Origin of the sequence: Nocardia arthritidis NBRC 100137 (genome assembly GCF_001612765.1) — a bacterium.
In the GTDB taxonomy this organism is placed as follows: domain Bacteria; phylum Actinomycetota; class Actinomycetes; order Mycobacteriales; family Mycobacteriaceae; genus Nocardia; species Nocardia arthritidis.
The window spans coordinates 1-17,789 of the sequence record NZ_BDBB01000021.1 but is presented as its reverse complement, the minus strand read 5'-3'; the positions used below and the strand labels follow the sequence as shown (position 1 = coordinate 17,789).

14 protein-coding genes, 1 tRNA gene and 1 pseudogene are annotated in these 17,789 nt (G+C 67.6%); 7 read left to right on the top strand and 9 right to left on the bottom strand.

Going from position 1 to position 17,789, the window contains the following annotated elements; all coding sequences use genetic code 11:
* Nucleotides 1-9 precede the first annotated feature (9 nt).
* Entirely contained in the window at nucleotides 10-348 is a 339-nt protein-coding gene (locus NA8_RS16950; protein ID WP_063051367.1) for a hypothetical protein, read from the top strand.
* A 285-nt stretch (nucleotides 349-633) separates the two neighbouring features.
* On the opposite strand, the gene NA8_RS16945 is transcribed toward NA8_RS16950, so the two are convergent.
* The 5 genes from NA8_RS16945 to NA8_RS16925 form a co-directional block, all read right to left on the bottom strand.
* Nucleotides 634-1,137, bottom strand: coding sequence for a hypothetical protein (locus NA8_RS16945; RefSeq protein ID WP_157106750.1), 504 nt, complete (start codon nucleotides 1,135-1,137; stop codon nucleotides 634-636).
* A gap of 565 nt (nucleotides 1,138-1,702) precedes the next feature.
* Entirely contained in the window at nucleotides 1,703-1,942 is a 240-nt protein-coding gene (locus NA8_RS16940; protein WP_063051365.1) for a hypothetical protein, read from the bottom strand.
* Between the two features lie 123 nt (nucleotides 1,943-2,065).
* Nucleotides 2,066-3,583 (bottom strand): amidohydrolase family protein, encoded by a 1,518-nt coding sequence (locus NA8_RS16935; protein WP_063051364.1) that lies wholly within the window; start codon nucleotides 3,581-3,583, stop codon nucleotides 2,066-2,068.
* Complete coding sequence (locus tag NA8_RS16930) at nucleotides 3,580-4,353, bottom strand: MBL fold metallo-hydrolase (protein WP_063051363.1); 774 nt, start codon at nucleotides 4,351-4,353, stop codon at nucleotides 3,580-3,582. Before NA8_RS16930 ends, NA8_RS16935 begins: the two co-directional genes overlap by 4 nt.
* The gene (locus tag NA8_RS16925; protein ID WP_169810517.1) at nucleotides 4,353-5,144 is read right to left on the bottom strand and encodes a fumarylacetoacetate hydrolase family protein; all 792 of its coding nucleotides are present in this window, start codon (nucleotides 5,142-5,144) and stop codon (nucleotides 4,353-4,355) included. The genes NA8_RS16930 and NA8_RS16925 overlap by 1 nt, the downstream gene beginning before the upstream one ends.
* 201 nt (nucleotides 5,145-5,345) lie before the next feature.
* Here NA8_RS16925 and NA8_RS16920 point away from each other — a divergent pair, with 201 nt between their 5' ends.
* A complete protein-coding gene (locus NA8_RS16920; RefSeq protein WP_084466875.1) occupies nucleotides 5,346-5,951 on the top strand; it encodes a TetR/AcrR family transcriptional regulator in 606 nt (201 codons plus the stop codon).
* A gap of 586 nt (nucleotides 5,952-6,537) precedes the next feature.
* Here the strand turns inward: NA8_RS16920 and NA8_RS16910 are convergent.
* The gene (locus NA8_RS16910) at nucleotides 6,538-7,260 is read right to left on the bottom strand and encodes a TetR/AcrR family transcriptional regulator (RefSeq protein ID WP_063051359.1); all 723 of its coding nucleotides are present in this window, start codon (nucleotides 7,258-7,260) and stop codon (nucleotides 6,538-6,540) included.
* A gap of 229 nt (nucleotides 7,261-7,489) precedes the next feature.
* Here NA8_RS16910 and NA8_RS16905 point away from each other — a divergent pair, with 229 nt between their 5' ends.
* The 4 genes and pseudogenes from NA8_RS16905 (at nucleotide 7,490) to NA8_RS16890 (ending at nucleotide 9,587) form a co-directional block, all read left to right on the top strand.
* Nucleotides 7,490-8,674: a cytochrome P450 gene (locus tag NA8_RS16905; RefSeq protein WP_063051358.1), complete on the top strand. Its 1,185-nt coding sequence runs from the start codon at nucleotides 7,490-7,492 to the stop codon at nucleotides 8,672-8,674.
* Between the two features lie 12 nt (nucleotides 8,675-8,686).
* On the top strand, nucleotides 8,687-8,884 hold the full coding sequence (locus tag NA8_RS16900) for a ferredoxin (protein WP_063051357.1): 198 nt from the start codon (nucleotides 8,687-8,689) through the stop codon (nucleotides 8,882-8,884).
* Between the two features lie 122 nt (nucleotides 8,885-9,006).
* A pseudogene (locus NA8_RS32915) lies at nucleotides 9,007-9,222 on the top strand (transposase); the annotation flags it as partial.
* A 110-nt stretch (nucleotides 9,223-9,332) separates the two neighbouring features.
* Nucleotides 9,333-9,587, top strand: a complete 255-nt coding sequence (locus tag NA8_RS16890) for an ESX secretion-associated protein EspG (protein WP_063051355.1) — start codon at nucleotides 9,333-9,335, stop codon at nucleotides 9,585-9,587.
* Nucleotides 9,588-9,875: 288 nt separating this feature from the next.
* On the opposite strand, the gene NA8_RS35765 is transcribed toward NA8_RS16890, so the two are convergent.
* The 3 genes from NA8_RS35765 to NA8_RS16880 all read right to left on the bottom strand — a co-directional run bounded on the left by NA8_RS35765 (nucleotide 9,876) and on the right by NA8_RS16880 (nucleotide 11,483).
* Nucleotides 9,876-10,067 carry an IPT/TIG domain-containing protein gene (locus NA8_RS35765; protein ID WP_084466873.1) on the bottom strand — a complete coding sequence of 64 codons (192 nt, stop codon included), beginning with the start codon at nucleotides 10,065-10,067 and terminating at the stop codon, nucleotides 9,876-9,878.
* 218 nt (nucleotides 10,068-10,285) lie between these two features.
* Complete coding sequence (locus NA8_RS16885) at nucleotides 10,286-11,440, bottom strand: IPT/TIG domain-containing protein (protein WP_218019475.1); 1,155 nt, start codon at nucleotides 11,438-11,440, stop codon at nucleotides 10,286-10,288.
* Nucleotides 11,402-11,483, bottom strand: a tRNA-Leu gene (locus tag NA8_RS16880). Before NA8_RS16880 ends, NA8_RS16885 begins: the two co-directional genes overlap by 39 nt.
* 386 nt (nucleotides 11,484-11,869) lie before the next feature.
* Between NA8_RS16880 and NA8_RS16875 the strand changes: the two genes are divergently transcribed.
* Nucleotides 11,870-17,789: fatty acid synthase subunit beta domain-containing protein (locus NA8_RS16875; RefSeq protein ID WP_174550093.1), on the top strand; the 5,920-nt coding region annotated here is incomplete at its 3' end.

Below are 17,789 nucleotides of genomic sequence, written 5' to 3'. Positions count from 1 at the left end.
AGGATCGAGTTGCATCGCAACCTCGGCTACGACTGGAAACAGCGCTTGCGCGCGCAGGCAAAGACAAGCTCTTCGGAGCGAAGCCATGGACGACGCGCTGTTGGTGCGGCGGCCGTCACGGGCGTCGGCGGCCGGCCACCGCTGCTGTCGCTGGAAACCATCGCCACCGTCTCCGCGATCCATTCCAGCGGCCCGGATCAGGTGCGCGGCGCGCAGGCGCCCTACACGCTGGGTCTCGAAGCCAAGAGCCTGCTGCACCCGCTCCTCGGCGTCCACGCTTCGGGGCATACCGGCTACGCCGGCTCCGACGGATTCGCCGACTCGCACAGCGGTCTGACCTACGGCTAGGCGGGCGCGGGGCGAAGATCGCCCGCGCCCGCGCCCGCGCCCGCAGCCGCCTGCCGACTCGGTCTCGTACTGCTACTCGCATTCGCTGGCCATGATGATGGGTGCCGCCGGGAGATCGTCTCGTCCAAGCAGGCCAGAATGGTCGAGCTTCCAACGCCGACATCGCGATGAATGTCTGCCGAGGTGGCATCCGACACTTCGGCAGGATATTTGTCACCGGGTTGAGCGGTCGGCGTCCAGTTGCCGCCCCATACTTGTATTTCCGGCGATGCCGGGTTCAGGAGATCAGCTACAGGAAAGCAGCGATTCGAAGGCGTTGTGCAGGTCGGACTCGTCGAAGACCTGGAGTACATCGTCCGATGCGGTGTGACGCCAAACGACGTAATGAGCAGGCAGATATCGAAGATCTCCCCACGGCTCCTGCGCGTGGACTCGCGCCAGCACTCGTCCGCAGCGCAGGCATTCGAGCCACGGGACGACGAGCAGACCCGTCAGGGCAGAGTCCGTAAGGCCGATCCGGGCTGGATGGACCGGCGCCGACCGATCATCCGGGAGCAGCCGGATGGAAGCTCCATCATCGGAACCCCGGACGCACGCGATGATTTCGTCGTGGCGGGCCAGTCGTTCACCCCATTGCTCGGCGAGTACTTCGATCTCGGCGCGTGTTCGGTCGCTGATGGGCACCTGCTGCTCGAGCAGCAGGTGCGTCAGCATCCACAGCCCTGCTTCCTGATGGCCGGACTCGCGGCAGGCGCGGAAGTTTTCGGCGTCCTCGGTCGAGCGCAGCAACGCAGCCAGTCGTTCCCACAGGTCGGCTTCGTATGCCGCGTAACGGCTATCGCTACCCACCGGCGCGACCCTACTGGACGGTCCGGGCACGTGCCGGCTAGTTCCCACCCCGTTCGGTGCTCGACGGGCCAACACTGATCTGCCGCATACCGCGCGCTCGCCAATCGTTCAGCTCGGATGCTCGGTCGGTAGATGCGGTGCTTCGTCACAGCACCGCCCTGACCCTCAACCAGGCAAGTCCGGAGAACGTAGCCGCGTCAGCTCCAGGAATATGCCCGGACGCCAATTCAGCGTGGTGACGGTGATCCCATCGAGGATTCGGCCTCCGTTCCGACGGAGCAGAGTCCATAGACGAGATCGTCATCACTGCCTCAGCTCGACACCCTCGCCTCGGACGCAGAACCTCGGACCGCAGAACCTCGGACCGCAGAACCTCGGACCGGCCGAATCTACTTCAGAGTCCCGAGTTCTGATCAAAATCCGAAAACCAGCTCAGGACACACGAAACCCCCGGCTCCCAGCCGGACACTCGAACACAGGCCAGAGGAAACTCAGGGGTTATCTCTTAGTCCTGAGGAGACGTCGACGGCCCGAGGAACAGACGTTCACACGGCAGGCGCGGCAGCGGTCCACGCACTTCGATGGTGTCGCGGATCAGTTCGATTGTGCACCAACTCTTTTGCGTCCAGTCTTCGATCAAATTGTGGACTGCTGTAGCGGCGACCGTGTAGTCGAAGGACTGGCCGGCCAGCCAGATCCGTATATGCACCTCACCGAGGGGTGGGAACCATCTGTCGGTCGTCATGCCTGTTCACCCCCGCTAGGAGGCGCAATCGTCAGCCGGGATCGCCTACTGAGGTCTGCCACGGGGTTCGTGCTCATTTTTCGATCCGCGGATCGTCGAGTGCTACAGGGTGGGGGCATGTGTTCAATGGCTCCGGTCGAGCGCGTATTCGATGAGGTTTTTGTGGAGCCGTTCGAATGGTGTTCGGAATATTCTGGCTGCGAGGCGCTGCTCGATACTGGAGCGGCGGTCGATGGGAAAAATCTGCCGCGCAGCTCGGACCCGTTCGTCGATGTCGAAGGCGGCGGAATTCCGAAGGACTCGCTCGCTGGAGGCGAGTAGCCGATCGGTCAGATCCGCCAGGTCGTTGCGCACCAGAACACCGTTGAATTTGCGTAGGACGCCGTCGCACATCACGGTGCGGATGTTGCCGACGTTGGCGTAGAGAACCACTGCGGCGGTGGCGTCGCCGACCGGGGCCATGTTGATATCGCGCTTGCTGATCATGATCAGATCGGCTCGCTTGCCGACCGACAAGCTGCCGACCTCCTCGGCCAGGCCCAGCGCGTGCGCCCCCTCGATCGTCGCCGAGCGCAGTACGTCGGCGACGGTGATGTTGAGCCGCTGCGGGAACAACCGCCGCTGCTCGAGAGCGAGGTTGTCCAGTCCGCGCGTGGCCTGCAGCGCGAGCCGCATCTGGGTGAACATGTCCGAACTTTGATTCGACGCGATATCCACGCCCAGCCCGGCTCGACCGCCTGCCCGGGTGAATCGGGTGAGTGCAGGAAAACCCATGCCCATCTGAAGTTCGGTCTCGGGCGTGACCGACAAGGTGACACCGGCTTCGGCCATCAGTTCCAGCTCGCGGTCGGTCAAACTCCACCCGTGCACGAGTAGCAGGTCGTCACTCAGCGCGCGGGCGGCGGCCAGCCGCTCGATGAAGCGGGTGGGCCGACTGGCCTCACCCAAACCGACGTGGGCGGAGATCTTGTGGGAGCCGAGTTCGCGAGCGAGGCGCAGCTCACGCAGGCAGTATTCGAGTGGAAAGAACTCCAGTTCGGTGAGCGCCATCCCCCACTTGATGCGGCCGGTGTTGCCTGGGGAGAAATGGGTCTGGCGCGCCCGGCGCGCCTGCTCCCAGAGCCGGGGCGGGGGATGGAGGACGCGAGAGATGTCGTCGGGCTTGCCGCGTTCGGGGTTGGGGAACAATCCGTAGCAGAACACCCCGCCTGCGCCGGAGTCGGCGAATGCTGTGATCGCCGCGTCGGTGTGTTCGGCGGAGTTCATGATGTGGCTGTGGTCGATCAGGGTTGTGGTGCCCGCGTTGAGCGCATCCAGGTAGCCCATGAGAGTGCCGAGGTAGACGTCTTCGGGGCCGTAGCAGGCGCTGTAGATTCCGCGCACCATGGCGGTGTAGTCGAGCAGGGTGCCGTTGGCCATGGTTCCGCGGAGCTGTGTTTGCCACATGTGCCGGTGGGTGTCGACGAAGCCGGGCAGCACGATGTGGTCGGTCGCATCGATGGTGGTGCCGGCGGTGGTGTCGTCGATGGCGCCGATCCGGCGGATCAGGCCGTCTTCGATCAGCAGATCAGCGGTGGGCAGCTCACCGAGGGCGGGGTCCATCGTCAGCAGATGTCCGTTGCGGACCAGGATCGAGGTCATCGGTGTGCTCCACAGTGCGAGTGCGGGCGGGCGAGGGTCCTGGCGCGCTCGGCCGCCTCGGCGAGCGGACCCCGGTGCAGAGGCCCGTGCCCGGGCAGGAGCAGCTCGCCGGGAAGCTCACCGATCTGTGTGAGCGCCGCGATGGTGGTGTCGCGGTTGTCGTCGAACATCGCCGGCAGCAGTTGCGGCCCGCGGTGTCGCGTAGCCATGTGGCCGGTGACCAGCGCGTCCCCGGATATCACGACACCGCGCTGCGGGAGGTGATACACGCAGTGCCCAGGGGTGTGGCCCGGGGTGAGGACGGGAACGGGGTGGCCGGGGAGATCGAGGGCACCGGGTGTCGGGAACGGTTGTGGCTGGTCGACCCCATGGGTGTGGTGCACACCGACCCGCAACGCCGCGGCGGTCCAGCGCGCCACCCGTGGCCGCCACAGATTCATCGCCAGCCCGGCCGGCGTGAGGGCGTGGTGGCTTTCACGACGAGCGTGAGCGAGTTCGGCGGTTGCCATCAGTATCGGTGTGCCGTAGGTATCGGCAAGATGCTGGGCGTTGCCGAGGTGGTCGATATGGGCGTGGGTGATGAGCACGGCAGCCAGGTTGCGGGGGTTCTTACCCAGGGCCCGGATCGAGTCAAGAACCAGCGGTAGCTGGCCTGGATAACCGGTGTCCACCAGGACCACATCGCTGCCATCGACAAGAATTGCCCAGTTGACCAGCGGTGTGCGCACGAAATATGTCCCGTCGCCGACCTGTTCGCATTCAGCGGTCATCAAAGGCTGCCGTAGGTGACGGTGACCGAGCCGATCTCGGCGATTTCGCACTCGACGACGTCGCCGCGGCGCAGGAACCGCGACGATTCCAGCCCGCAACCGCCGGGGAAGGTACCGGTACCCAGCAGTGCACCTGCCTCGAGTGTTTCGCCACGCGCGGCATACGCGACCATGTCGCCGAGATCATGGACCGGCCCTTCGGCGGAGGTCTGGCAGAATGTTTCGCCGTTGACCCGGACCCGTCCTGTCAACGCCTGCCAGTGATCGATGACGGCGTCGGCCGTTACAGCGATGGCGCTGATCGCACTGGCGAAGCTCTTGGCTTTGACCATCCCGCCGAGGCTGTTACCGCGCACATCTCGCCACTGGGTGTCGCGTGCGGTGCAATCGTTGAAAACCACGAAACCGCCGATCGCCTCCCGTCCTTGCTCCGGCGAGCAGTCACGCACCGGGCGGGAGATAACGACGCCCAGTTCGAGTTCGAAATCCAGGGCGTTGCTGTAGGAGGGCCAGGAGATCACGCTTCCATCGGCCACGATCGTGTGATGGTTGCCGAAATAGAATTGCGGTTCGGCCCGGAAGTTGCGTTTGGGTTTGAGCGGGGGAAAGTCCGAGCGGGTGATCGTCTCGAACGCACGCACCAGTGCCCGGACCGGCAGCGGAGCGAAGCTGTTGACCAGTCCACGCGCGCCGGCGATCATGTGCTCTTCCCATAATGAGAAATCGCGCAGCGAGGTGGGCTCGAACGGTAGACCGCCGGGGGTCGGGGCCGCCTCGGTGGCGGCGTGCATCAGCTCACGCGCCCGGGCGGCCGTGGCCGCGCCGCCTGCCAGGAAAGCGATCAGGTCATTGCCCGCTACCGCGGTGATGTCGACCCATCGCTGGCGCTGCTCGTCGAATCCCACCAGTAGTGGCCCGGCGCGTCCGACCTTCATCGCGACCTCCTCGCTTATTGGACTTTATTCTAATAGTCTAGGCATAGTATTGGACTCATGTCTAACAACGCTGGTCGGTCCGGTCGGCTGAGCACTCGAGATCGGCGCGAGCAGATCGTGCGCGCCGCTGCCGAGCACTTCGCCCGAGAAGGCTTCGATGCCACCGCTCTCGAAGCGATCGCCGCGGATCTGGGGATTTCCCGCGCGCTGGTCTACCACTACTTTCCGGGCAAGACGGCGCTGCTGGCCGCGGTCGTGGAAATGGAGGCCGACCGGGTGCTGGAAGCGACCGCGGGGCCGGTCGAGTTGTCCCTGCGCGAGCAACTGCGAGCCGGCATCGAGGCATACCTCGAGCACGTCGCGCGCGCCTCGGACGCGATGAATGTCTTCTACCGGCCAGGCCGAGGCGTCGATCCGGCGATTGAAGCGATCGTCGATCGCAACCTCAGAACGCAGATCGACAGGATCACCTCCGGTCTGGGCATCGAGGAACCCTCACCGCTGCTGATGCTCGCCCTGCAAGGGTGGTGTGCGCTGGTCATCGAATGTTCCTCGGGGTGGGCCAGCAGTGAGTCGATCGAGAAGCAACAGGTCAGAGATCTCCTGTTCGAGACCTGTGTGGCATGCATCGAAAGCGCGGGCTACGCGGTGCCCACGGACTGATCCAGGCCTGTGCAATCCGTCGCTGGAGGCAAACCGCTCGGCGCGCGGGCGGCTTGCGCGGACAGTGACCGCCGCCTGCGCCGCCGGGCAGCCCGGACCTGAACCGGAATCGGCGGTGTCGACGTCGAGCGACGTGGGCACTGCCCGGTGCGCGGTGAAATCCCGGGCACCGTGGTCGGAGAAGTAGCCGCTGAGATAGCGGCACGGCTTCGCCGCCGCATACACAGTGGGGGCGGGGCGTGTGAACGCCGAGTTCCGCGGGCGCGGGGTGAAGAGTTCGGTGATCAGCACCCTCGGTGCGGTGATGCCCGCCGGTAGCGCTGCGTGTGCCTGACGCCTGAAGCCATCGCACAGACGTCTCCCGCGACCCCTGGCTGGGCGCCTGCATCGCCTACTTCGATGAATACATCGAGCCCGAACTCCAGCAGTTGGCCATCGCTTTCGCCGACCCCCGCGCCTACGGCCTCTAGGTGCCCGATCGGCACACCGTCATCCTGGCCCGCGTCGGTAGCGCCGTCGCTCCGATCGATCTCGGCTGGCTGGCCCACCAAGTCCGGCCCACAGTCTGCTTGTGCCGCCGGAGAAATCACGCCCGTGACGTGCCTCGGATGCGCGGCCCCGCGGTGCGGGTTATGTCGCGATCAGTGCCACGAACAGCATCGAGCAATGCCTGAGTCGCCCCGTCGATGTCCAGGCGGCAGTCGAGTTGGGCGGCGGCGCGCAATCCGGCCACCACCATCGGGATGAGGGAATCGACCATGGACTCGGTGTCGAAGGGTTCGCCGTTCTGTAGCCAGTAGACAGTGGCCTCATCGATTGCACCCGCCGCTGCGCGCAGCATCATGCGCAGCGCGGGAACTGTGGGGTCGAGCCCGAGCAAAGCCGACCACCCTTCGATCGTTCGCCACCGGCCTGCTTCGAAGGCTTCGAACGCGTCGGGGTCGGCAGTGCGCCCTCCCAACACCAATCGCAGCGCCAGCCCACGATGTGCGGCGAGATAGTCGAGGTGGGCGCGGAATCCGGCGCGGATCTGCCCCGCAGCGGGAAGGTCGGTACGCAGCCCCTGCGCTTGCACGATCCGGTGGGAGGCCTCACGCAAGGCCGCGAGATACACGCCGCGTTTGTTGCCGAAGTAGTGGAACAGCAGCCCGTGCGCGACTCCGGCGTTTTTGGCGATGTCGGCCACGGCCACCTCGTCGTAGCCGTGCTCGGAGAACAGTTCGACCGCGGCATCGAGCAGGCGCTGGCGGGTCTCGGCAGCCCGCGCGGCGCGCATCGTCGCGCGGACTTTGCCTGTGGTCGCGGTCATCGGTATCCCTTCTGCCACCCATCCCTGGTCCGATACTGGGCCGCTACCCGCGCGAACACAAGTTGATTTCATGTCATTGACATGAAATCAATGAAATGGTTACGCTGCGATCCTGAACACATCCGCTGCGACCGCCCTCAGCACCCGCTTCGCGCACGGACGTGGCGGGACGAGCAGGTCATCAGGCGGAACCCGGCCTTGCGACGATCGTTGGCGTTGAGGAGTTCGTATGCACAATGCCGCTGGTACACCCAGTTACCGGCCGGATATCTATTCGCGGCAGGCGATCGAGGACCCGTACCCGCATTACGCCAGGTTGCGCGCACTCGGTCCGGTCGTGTGGCTGTCACGGCAGCGGGTGTATGCGTTACCGCGCTACGCCGAGTGCAAGCAGGTCCTCCTCGATGACCAGACCTTCATCTCCGGCAACGGTGTCGGGTTGAATCCGTTCGCCAACCGGCTCGCACGCGGCACCACCCTCAACAGTGACGGCCAGGACCACAGCCGTCGGCGTGCGCTGCTGGGTCGCCGGTTGACGCCCAAGGCGCTGCGCGCGATGCGCGAGACGATCGATCGGCTGGCCGCCGCGGCGGTCGACGCGGCCGTGGCGCGGGGACGGATCGACGGCGTCGAGCTGGCGACCGCCCTGCCGATGTCGGTGGTCCCGGATCTGATCGGCTGGCCCCAACACGGCCGCGAGCATTTGTTGCGGTGGGCCGGAGCGACCTTCGACGCGCTCGGGCCGATCAACGGTCAATCGGTCCGCACCGTTGCGGCCAATTTCGAAATGATCCGGTTCACCCGCCGCCTCGCCCGCGACCGGGATCTGCTGCCCGGCAGCGTGGGGGAGGAGATCCTGCACGCCGCCGACGAAGGCAAGATCGCCCACACCGAGTGTCCGGCCATGATGATCGACTATCTGGCGCCGTCGCTGGACACCACGATCAGCGCGATCTCGAGCGCACTGTATCTGTTCGCGTCGCATCCGCAGCAGTGGCAGCTGCTGCGGCAGGACCCGAGCATGCTCGCCAACGCGGTGAACGAGGTCGTCCGCTACCACTCCCCGCTGCGGGCGTTCTCCCGCAAAACAATCCGTGATGTCGAGCTGTCCGGCGGCACGATTCCGGCCGGAGCCCGTGTGGTGGTGCTCTACGCCTCTGCCAACCGCGACCACCTCGAATGGGAATCTCCCGACACCTTCGACATCGGCCGCGACGCGTCCCGCCAACTGGGCTTCGGCCACGGCACCCACGGCTGCGCAGGCCAAGGCCTGGCCAGGCTGGAGACCCAAGCCATCCTCACAGCCCTTCTTGACCGTGTCGAACGCATGCACATCACCGGCCGACCACAGTGGGCGGTGAACAACATCATCCACCGCCTCGAACACCTTCCCCTGCAACTCGTCCCAGCCTGAAAGACACCTGCCATGAAGATCTCCGTCGACTACCCACGCTGCGAAGGCCACGGCATGTGTACCGCGCAGGCCCCAGCCGTATTCGAACTCGGCGACGCCGGGGAATTGACCTACCGGTTCCAAGATGCCGACATCCCCGAAGAACACCTCGCTGCCGCCCGAGCCGCCATCGGTGCCTGCCCGGTGGCTGTCCTGCGAGAGCAACCGTGAGCGCGTCCGGCCTGGTCATCGTCGTCGGGGAATCCACCGCCGGGATGACCGCCGTGCGGCAACTGCGCTGCTTCGAACACACAGGTCGGACTACTTCTGGACCGAAATCCTCGTCATGTCCGATCCCGAAAGCGGTCGGGGTCGACGATTTCGCGCTGCGCCGAAGGCACACGTATTCGACGGTCGTGATCGACGCCGACACCCACGCTCGCATCGACGTGCTGCCCGACCGCAAGGCCGACACCCTCGCCGACTGGTTGCGCGAACAACCCGGCGTCGAGATCGTCGCCCGCGACGGCTCCACCACCTACGCCGAGGCCGTGCGGCGGGCGCTGCCCGCAGGTCGATGACGATCTGCTGCGTGCGGTCGAAGTGCTGCTGGCGCCGGAGGCCCGAGTGGAACTGGTCGGGTTCGCCGGCGCCCGCCGCGACCGCAAGCTGCGTGCGCATGCCGGGTTGCAGTCAGCATGGCGCGGTCGCGGTGCAGGAACCGGGTCCCGGCCACGAACACGGCGATGTGGTGTTGACCTTGCTGCCCGCCGCAGAGGTGGCGCGCACGGTGGTCGACGTGTTCCCCAGATGCGGCGCGGGGCGGGGCAAGCAAGTGCAGGCCACAGCCGAGGAGCTGACGCGGCCACGCCCGCCGGTCCGCGACGCTTGGCGGCCGACACCACGCGAGCAGTTCGAGCAATTCTTCAGATGATCAGCCGGACCGTTTACGGAAGTGCGAGACGGCGTCCACTTACCGTATTGACCACAGCCACGGTCGGAGTCGCTGAGCGCTGCGGCCAACGACCCCCAATTGCGGGACGAATCGAGGGCCGACCAGCCGACATCGCCGCCCAGCCTGGACCTGTGCGTCGGCATGTCGCTCGGCCGCATCCCAACGAGACCGGGCCGCCGACAATAACTTGTCGGTGGCCCAGCGGCATCAGCTGTCAGATGTAGGTGTAGTTGACGCCGTTACTGGTTCCACCCGGGCCGGTGACGGTCACCTGCGCCGTTCCGGCCGAACCGGGGGAGCGATGGCAGTGATTTGAGTGGGGGAATCGATGCTGATGCTGGCTGCGGTGGTACCGAAACACACGGTTGTGGTGCCGGCGAAGCCGGTACCGGTGATCGTGACGCTGGTACCCCCTGTCGCGGGGCGAGACGTTGGGGAGAGGGAATTGATGGTAGGCATGGCGCTGCCCCTTATTGCTGAATGTTCCTCTGCACCGTGTGGTGCCCGAGTTTTGTTGGCGGCCCGCCCTTTCCATTTACGCCCTAGAACCGGTTTCTGAGCAACGCGTCCGGTTCACCGCATCCCACCGCAGGTGGCGTGGCCGAGCAGAGGCCAAGGAACCAGATACGAGACCGGGCCGCCAGCACATTGTGCCGACGGCCCAGCCGAATCACCTGTCAGACAAAGGTGTAGGCGACGCCGTTACTGGTCCCACCTCCTGTCGTGGCGGTGATCTGCACGGTGCCCGTTCCGGCGGGCGAGACTGCCGTGATCTGCGTCGCGGAGTCGACGGTGAACGAAGCTGCCGGTGTCGCACCGAAATCGACTGCGGTAGTTCCCGTCAGATCCGTTCCGGTGAGAACGACCGTCGTGCCACCAGCTGCCGCCCCGGAATTCGGGGCCGCGCTGGTCAGGGTGGGAGCCGGAATATAGGTGTACGCGACACCATTGCTGGTTCCACCCGCCGTGATGACGGTGATCTGCACGCTGCCCGTCCCCGCTGGGGCGGTCGCGGTGATCTGCGTGTTGGAGTCGACGGTGAACGATGTGGCCGGTGTGCCGCCGAACATGACCGCGGACCCAGTGGACAGACCCGTTCCGGTCAGGATGACCGTGTTTCCGCCCGCTTCGGGCCCGGAAGTCGGGCTGTCCGAGGTCAGGGTGGGAACCGGGATATAGGTGTAGGACACACCGTTGCTGGCGCCATTCGGACCAGCGGCGGTGACCTGTACGGCGCCCGTCCCCGCGGGTGCGATGGCCGTGATCTGCGTATCGGAGTCGACGGTGAACGAGGTAGCCGGTGTGCCGCCGAAGGTGACCGCGGTGACTCCGGTCAGGCCATTCCCGGTGAGTAAGACCTGAGTTCCGCCTGCTTCCGGCCCCTGGAAGGGGAACGCCGAAACCAAGGCCGGGACGTAGTCGTAGGAGACGCCGTTGCTGGTCCCACCCGCGGTGGTGGCGGTGACCTGTACCGTCCCCGTGCCCGCCGGAGAGACCGCGGTGATCTGGGTGGCGGAGTCGACGGTGAACGAAGCTGCCGGTGTCGCACCGAAATCGACTGCGGTCGCTCCGGTCAGGTCAGTTCCGGTGAGGACGACCGTCGTTCCGCCCGCTGCGGTCCCCGAATTCGGGACCACTGTGGTCAGAGCGGGAACCGGAATATAGGTGTATGCGACGCCGTTGGTGGTGCCGCCCGTGGTGGTGGCGGTAACCTGCACCGTCCCGGTTCCGGCGGGAGAGACCGCGGTGATCTGCGTCGCGGAGTCGACGGTGAACGAAACGACGGAGATCTGTGCGCGAGAGGGGACTTGAACCCCTACGTCCGTGGACACCAGAACCTAAATCTGGCGCGTCTGCCAATTTCGCCACTCGCGCTTGATGGTACGACCGTCCAAACTCTACCGGGCGATTCGCCCATTACGAAGCATTGGGAGGGTGTGGCGTACTCGTCAGTAACCTTACCTGGGATTATAACGATTTGGACAACGCCAACATGAGGGGCGCTCATGTTTCGTACGCGTTGGTAACGCGATGGACCAGCGGGTTCAAACATGAGGGAGGGTCATGTTCACCGCTATTCTGGTACGTACGTGCACGAATACTCCTAAGTAGCGGCTATCCGTGGAGGCAAACGTGAGGATTTCCTCATGATTTTGTGCCATTCTCGCCCGTATCAGGCCGATCACCCGCGATCACTCGTGAACCGGTAGGGACCGGCGTGTCGCCGAGGCATGTCGCATGGAGAAGGAAGTCGAAGCGTCTTGACGATCAACGAGAGCACCAAGACCGAGTCCGGACAGAGCACGAAGGCGGTAGCCGCCGCCGGGAAGGCCGCGTCGGGCGGGGCGCGGTCGCCGCTGTTGGATCGTCTGCTCGACGGCGTGCCGTACGCGCTCGCCTTCGGTGGGCAGGGTGCGCAGTGGTTGAGCGAGCTGGAGGAGATCGGGCGCGACAGCGCGCTGGAGCCGGAGCTGACCGCGCTGGTCAACGAGGCGGCCACGCTGCTCGAGCCGGTGGCCGCGCAGATGCTGGTGGTGCGTCCGGTCGGCTTCGACCCGATCGGCTGGATGCTCGAGAACGAGCTGGCCGACACCGATGAGGGGGAGACCTCCGCGGCTCCGCCCGAGCATGTGCTGCGTTCTGCCGCCGTGTCGATGCCCGGCGTGATGCTGACCCAGGTGGCGGCCGTGCGGGCGCTGCGATTGCAAGGCCTGGATCCGGCCGAGCACGCGCCGGTCGCGGTCGTCGGGCATTCGCAGGGCCTGCTCGCCGCCGCGGCGGTCGAAGCAAGTGGCGCCCGTGACGCGGAGCTGCTCGCGGTGGCCCAGATGATCGGCGCCGCAGCGGGTCTGGTGGCGCGGCGGCGTGGGTTGATGCCGGTGGGCGAGCGCTCGCCGATGGTCGCGGTGTCGAATGTCGATCCCGAGCAGTTGCGCACCGTGGTGGCCGAGGTGTGCGAGGGGGCCGATCCCGCCGCGTCCGTGGTGGTCTCGATCCGCAACGGACGTCGGCGCGCGGTGCTCTCCGGCCCTCCCGCGCAGCTGGAGCGGGTGCGTCAGCGGTGCGCGCAGATGCACGACGAGCAGGCACGCGAGCGCGACGCCAAGGTGCGCGGCGGCTCGGTGTTCGCTCCGGTCTTCGAGGACGTGGCCGTCGACGTGGCGTTCCACCACCCGGCGCTGTCCGACACCGTCGACCTGGTGCGCAGCTGGGCCACCCAGTGCGGCTTGGACGCCGAGCTGGCGGGCCGGTTGGCGCGGCAGATCCTGGTCGATCCGATCGACTGGGTGGAGGTCGTCGAGGGCGTGATCTCCGCGGGCGCGCAATGGATTCTGGACCTCGGCCCGGGTGATCTGCTGTCGCGCGTCACATCGGGCACGTTGAAGGGCACCGGCCTCGGCATGGTCGCGGCCGCCACCCGCGCCGGACAGCGCAGCCTGCTCACGCCGGGGGCAGCGCCGGAGCCCGCGACCCCGTGGTCGGCGTTCGCGCCGCGCCCGGTGCGGCTGCCCAACGGGCGCATCGTGGTCGAGACCGCTTTCACCAAGCTCACCGGGCGCTCGCCGATCCTGCTCGCGGGCATGACCCCGACCACGGTCGACGCGAAGATCGTCGCGGCCGCGGCGAACGCGGGCCACTGGGCGGAGCTGGCCGGCGGTGGACAGGTGACCGAGCAGATCTTCGCCGACCGGGTGACCGAGCTGAAGAAGCTGCTGCACCCGGGTCGCTCGGTGCAGTTCAATTCCTTGTTCCTCGATCCCTACCTGTGGAAGCTGCAGCTGGGCGGCAAGCGGCTGGTGCAGCGGGCCCGCGCGGCAGGCGCCCCGTTCGACGGCGTCATCGTGACCGCGGGCATCCCCGAGCTGGAGGAAGCCGTCGCGCTGATCCAGGAACTCACCGAGGTCGGAATCTCCCACGTCGCGTTCAAGCCGGGCACCGTCGCCCAGATCCGGGCCGTGCTGCGAATCGCCGACGAGGTGCCGGACTACCCGGTGATCATGCACATCGAGGGTGGTAAGGCCGGCGGCCACCACTCCTGGGAAGACTTGGACGACCTGCTGCTGGACACCTACGCCGAGCTGCGCAACCGCGCGAACGTGGTGGTGTGCGTCGGCGGTGGCATCGGAACCCCCGAGCGCGCGACGGAGTATCTCACCGGCCAGTGGGCTGTCCGCCACGGCTATCCCGTGATGCCGCTGGACGGCGTGCTGGTCGGCACGGCGGCGATGGCAACGCTCGAGGCCACCACCGCGCCAGAGGTCAAGCAACTGCTGGTGGACACCCCCGGCACCCCCGAGTGGGTCGGCGCGGGCACCGCGTCCGGCGGGATGGCCTCGGGCCGTAGCCAATTGGGCGCCGACATCCACGAGATCGACAACGCCGCCTCACGCACCGGCCGCCTGCTGGACGAGGTGGCAGGCGACGCCGACGCGGTCGCCGCGCGCCGCGCGGAGATCATCGCGGCGCTGAACGCCACCGCCAAGCCGTACTTCGGCGATCTGACCACCATGACCTACCAGGACTGGCTGGAGCGCTACGTCGAGCTCGCGGTCGGGCTGGACCGCCGCAAGGACTTCGACTGCGGCAGCGACCTGGGCGACGCGATCGCGGAGGCCACCAGCTCGGTGTGGCTGGACATCACGTGGCGCGAACGGTTCGCGGAGATGATGCGCCGCACCGAGGCCCGGCTGCACCCGGCCGACCGCGGCGAGATCGCGACGCTGTTCTCCGCCGACGACGATTTCGAAGACCCGGTCGCGGCGCTGTGCACCCTGAAGGACGCCTACCCCGCGGCGGCGCAGACCGTGCTGCACCCGGCCGACATCCCGTTCTTCATCGCGTTGTGCAAGACGCCGGGCAAGCCGGTGAACTTCGTGCCGGTCGTCGACGGCGACGTGCGCCGCTGGTGGCGCTCGGATTCGCTGTGGCAGGCGCACGATCCGCGCTACTCGGCCGATCAGGTGTGCGTCATTCCCGGCACCGTCGCGGTGGCGGGCATCACCCGGGTCGACGAGCCGGTCGGCGAGCTGCTCGACCGCTTCGAACAGGACACCGCGTACTCGCTGGTGCGTGCGGGCGTGACGCCCGCCGCGGTGGACGCGCGCCGCACGGCGGGCGTCACCAGCGGCCCGATCGACGCTGTGCTGGCCGCCCCGGACGTCCAGTGGGCGGGGCGCACCACGATCAGCCCGGTGCACCGGCTCGGCGACCTGTCCGAGTGGATCGTCGACGGGAAGGGCGCGGTGCATCCGCCCAGCGGCGCGACACTCGCCGAGACCACCGGCCCCGAGCCGGAGAACAGCTATCTGGAGCTGACCGTCCCGCTGCTGGCGGACAACGCGGTGCGCATCCGGATCACCGTGCCGACTTCGGTCTACAACGGCGGCGCCCCGGTGGTCACCGAGGCCGACGCCCACGAGGCAATGGCCGCGCTGCTCGCGGTCGCCGCGGGCCAGGATCTTCCCGAGGTCAAGGGCAAGGTCGCGCACGTGAACCTGGCCTGGATGCCGGATCTGATCGCCGACCACGCCGGCGTCACCGGTTCCGGCCTGCCCGCCACCCTGAGCACGCTCGGCCGTACCGTGCCCGACGTGCTGGTCGGCGCCTGCTGGCCCGCCGTGTTCGCGGTGCTCGGCGCGACCCGCACCGCGAAGGGTGAGAGCGTCATCGAGGGCATGCTCGACCTGGTCCACTTGGACCACCAGGTGCACCTCGCCGGTGAGCTGCCCGCCGAGACCAGCGTGCTGGCGGTGCGCGCGGAGGCCGGGGAGACCCTGGACACCGACCTCGGCCGCGTCGTCGAAGTGCACGTGCGGATCACCGCCATGCTGGACAAGCCCGAGACCGGGATGTCGATGCCGGTGCTGGCCACGCTCACCGAGCGCTTCGCGATCCGCGGGCGCAACGGCGCGGGCGAACTGACCGATCCGCCGCGCGCGGCGGGCACGGTGTCCGACGCGGCCACCGACACCCCGCGCAGGCGTCGTCGCGACGTCACGATCGTGGCGCCGCGCACCATGCACGCCTTCGCCGCCGTCTCCGGTGACCACAACCCGATCCACACCAGCGATTCCGCCGCGAAGCTCGCCGGGCTCGGCAGCCCGATCGTGCACGGCATGTGGCTGTCGGCCGCCGCGCAGCACGTCGTGTCTGCGGTCGATCCGGCCGCTTCGACTCCGGCGCGGTCGCTGACCGCGTGGACCACCCGGTTCCTGGGTATGGTCCGCCCCGGCGCGCAGATCGATGTGCGCGTCGAGCGCGTCGCGGTCGACGCGGGCAGCGAGATCGTCGAGGTCTCCTGCCGGACCGAAGGCGAACTGGTGATGACCGCGACCGGTCGCACCGCGGCGCCGAAGACCGTATACGCCTTCCCCGGACAGGGCATTCAGCGCAAGGGGATGGGGCTGGACGCTCGCTCCCGGTCGAAGGCGGCCAAGGAGATCTGGGACCGTGCGGACAAGCACACCCGCGCGGCGCTCGGCTTCTCGATTCTCGCTGTGGTGCGCGACAACCCGACCTATCTGAAGGCGCGGGGCGTCGAACACCGGCACCCGGACGGCGTGCTGCACCTGACGCAGTTCACCCAGGTCGCCATGGCGGTTCTCGGTGTCGCCCAGGTGGCGGAACTGCGCGAGGCCGGGGCATTCGTCGAGGACGCGCTGCTGGCGGGCCACTCGGTCGGCGAGTACAACGCGCTCGCCGCCGTCGCCGGGGTGCTTCCCTTGGAGGCGGTGCTCGAGGTGGTGTTCCAGCGCGGTTCCGCGATGCACGAGCTGGTGCCGCGCGACGCGCAGGGCCGCAGCGATTACCGGATGGCCGCGATCCGGCCCTCGCAGATCGGGCTGCCCGACGCGGAGGTCGTCGGCTTCGTCAACGAAGTCAGCGAGCGGGTCGGGGAGTTCCTCGAGGTGGTCAACCTGAACCTGCGCGGGTCGCAGTACGCGATCGCGGGCACGGTGGCCGGACTGGACGCGCTGGAGGAGGAGATCGACCGCCGCCGCGCCGAATTCGGTGGCAAGCGGGCGTTCATCCTTGTTCCCGGCATCGACGTGCCGTTCCACTCGACGGTGCTGCGCAAGGGCGTTCCGGAGTTCCGGCAGAAGCTCGAGCAGTTGCTTCCGGTGGATCTGCGCCCGGAGGTCCTCGTCGGCCGCTACATCCCGAACCTGGTGCCCCGGCTGTTTACGCTGGAGCGGGCGTTCGTCCAGGAGATCGCGGACCTGGTGCCGTCCGAGCCACTCGCCGCCGTGCTGGCCGATTTCGAGAGCTGGGCGGCGCGGCCGACCGAATTGTGTCGCGTGGTGCTGGTCGAGTTGCTGGCCTGGCAGTTCGCCAGCCCGGTGCGCTGGATCGAGACGCAGGATCTGCTGTTCACCGATCCCGCGCAGGGCGGTCTCGGCGTCGAGCGGTTCGTCGAGATCGGTCTCGGCGCCACGCCGACGGTGGCCAACCTGGCCAGCCAGACGCTGAAGCTGCCCGCGTTCGGCGACGCCACGGTCGAGGTGCTCAACCTCGAGCGCGAGGCTGCGATCGTCTACGCGACCGACACCGACCCCGCGCCGGTCGACGAGCCCGTCGAGGAGCAGGCGGCCACCGCGGCTCCGGCAGCGGCCGTCGCCGCCGCTCCCGTGGCCGCGCCCGCCCCGAGTTCGGGCGGTCCGCGTCCGGACGACATCGCGTTCACCGCCGCCGACGCCACCCGCGTGCTGATCGCGCTGTGGACCAAGCTGCGGCTGGACCAGATCGGCCCCGTGGACACCATCGAGGGCCTGTGCGACGGTGTGTCCTCCCGGCGCAACCAGCTGCTGGTCGACCTCGGCTCCGAGCTCTCGCTCGGCGCGATCGACGGTGCCGCCGACGCCGACATGGGTGCGCTGTCGGCGACGGTGGAGCGGCTCGCCCGCACCTACCGTCCCTTCGGCACGGTGCTCACCGACGCCATCGGCGATCATCTGCGCAAGGTGTTCGGCCCGTCCGGCAAGCGTCCGGCCGCCATCGCGGATCGGGTCACGAAGGTCTGGGAACTCGGTGACGGGTGGGCCAGCCACGTGACCGCCGAGGTGTCGCTGGGCACCAGGGAAGGCACCAGCGTGCGCGGCGGTGATCTGGGCGGGCTGGTCTCCGGCGCGCTGGGCGACGCCGCCTCGGTCGACGCGGCCATCGACGCCGCCGTGCAGGCCG

Excerpts from the sequence above, each read along its gene's own strand:
- NA8_RS16935 (WP_063051364.1), bottom strand. The coding sequence starts at position 3,583 with ATGACCTCGATCCTGGTCCGCAACGGACATCTGCTGACGATGGACCCC.
- NA8_RS16940 (WP_063051365.1), bottom strand. The coding sequence starts at position 1,942 with ATGACGACCGACAGATGGTTCCCACCCCTCGGTGAGGTGCATATACGG.
- NA8_RS16890 (WP_063051355.1), top strand. The coding sequence starts at position 9,333 with ATGCCGGGTTGCAGTCAGCATGGCGCGGTCGCGGTGCAGGAACCGGGT.
- NA8_RS16930 (WP_063051363.1), bottom strand. The coding sequence starts at position 4,353 with ATGACCGCTGAATGCGAACAGGTCGGCGACGGGACATATTTCGTGCGC.
- NA8_RS16925 (WP_169810517.1), bottom strand. The coding sequence starts at position 5,144 with ATGCACGCCGCCACCGAGGCGGCCCCGACCCCCGGCGGTCTACCGTTC.
- NA8_RS16920 (WP_084466875.1), top strand. The coding sequence starts at position 5,346 with ATGTCTAACAACGCTGGTCGGTCCGGTCGGCTGAGCACTCGAGATCGG.
- NA8_RS16905 (WP_063051358.1), top strand. The coding sequence starts at position 7,490 with ATGCACAATGCCGCTGGTACACCCAGTTACCGGCCGGATATCTATTCG.
- NA8_RS35765 (WP_084466873.1), bottom strand. The coding sequence starts at position 10,067 with ATGCCTACCATCAATTCCCTCTCCCCAACGTCTCGCCCCGCGACAGGG.
- NA8_RS16900 (WP_063051357.1), top strand. The coding sequence starts at position 8,687 with ATGAAGATCTCCGTCGACTACCCACGCTGCGAAGGCCACGGCATGTGT.
- NA8_RS16910 (WP_063051359.1), bottom strand. The coding sequence starts at position 7,260 with ATGACCGCGACCACAGGCAAAGTCCGCGCGACGATGCGCGCCGCGCGG.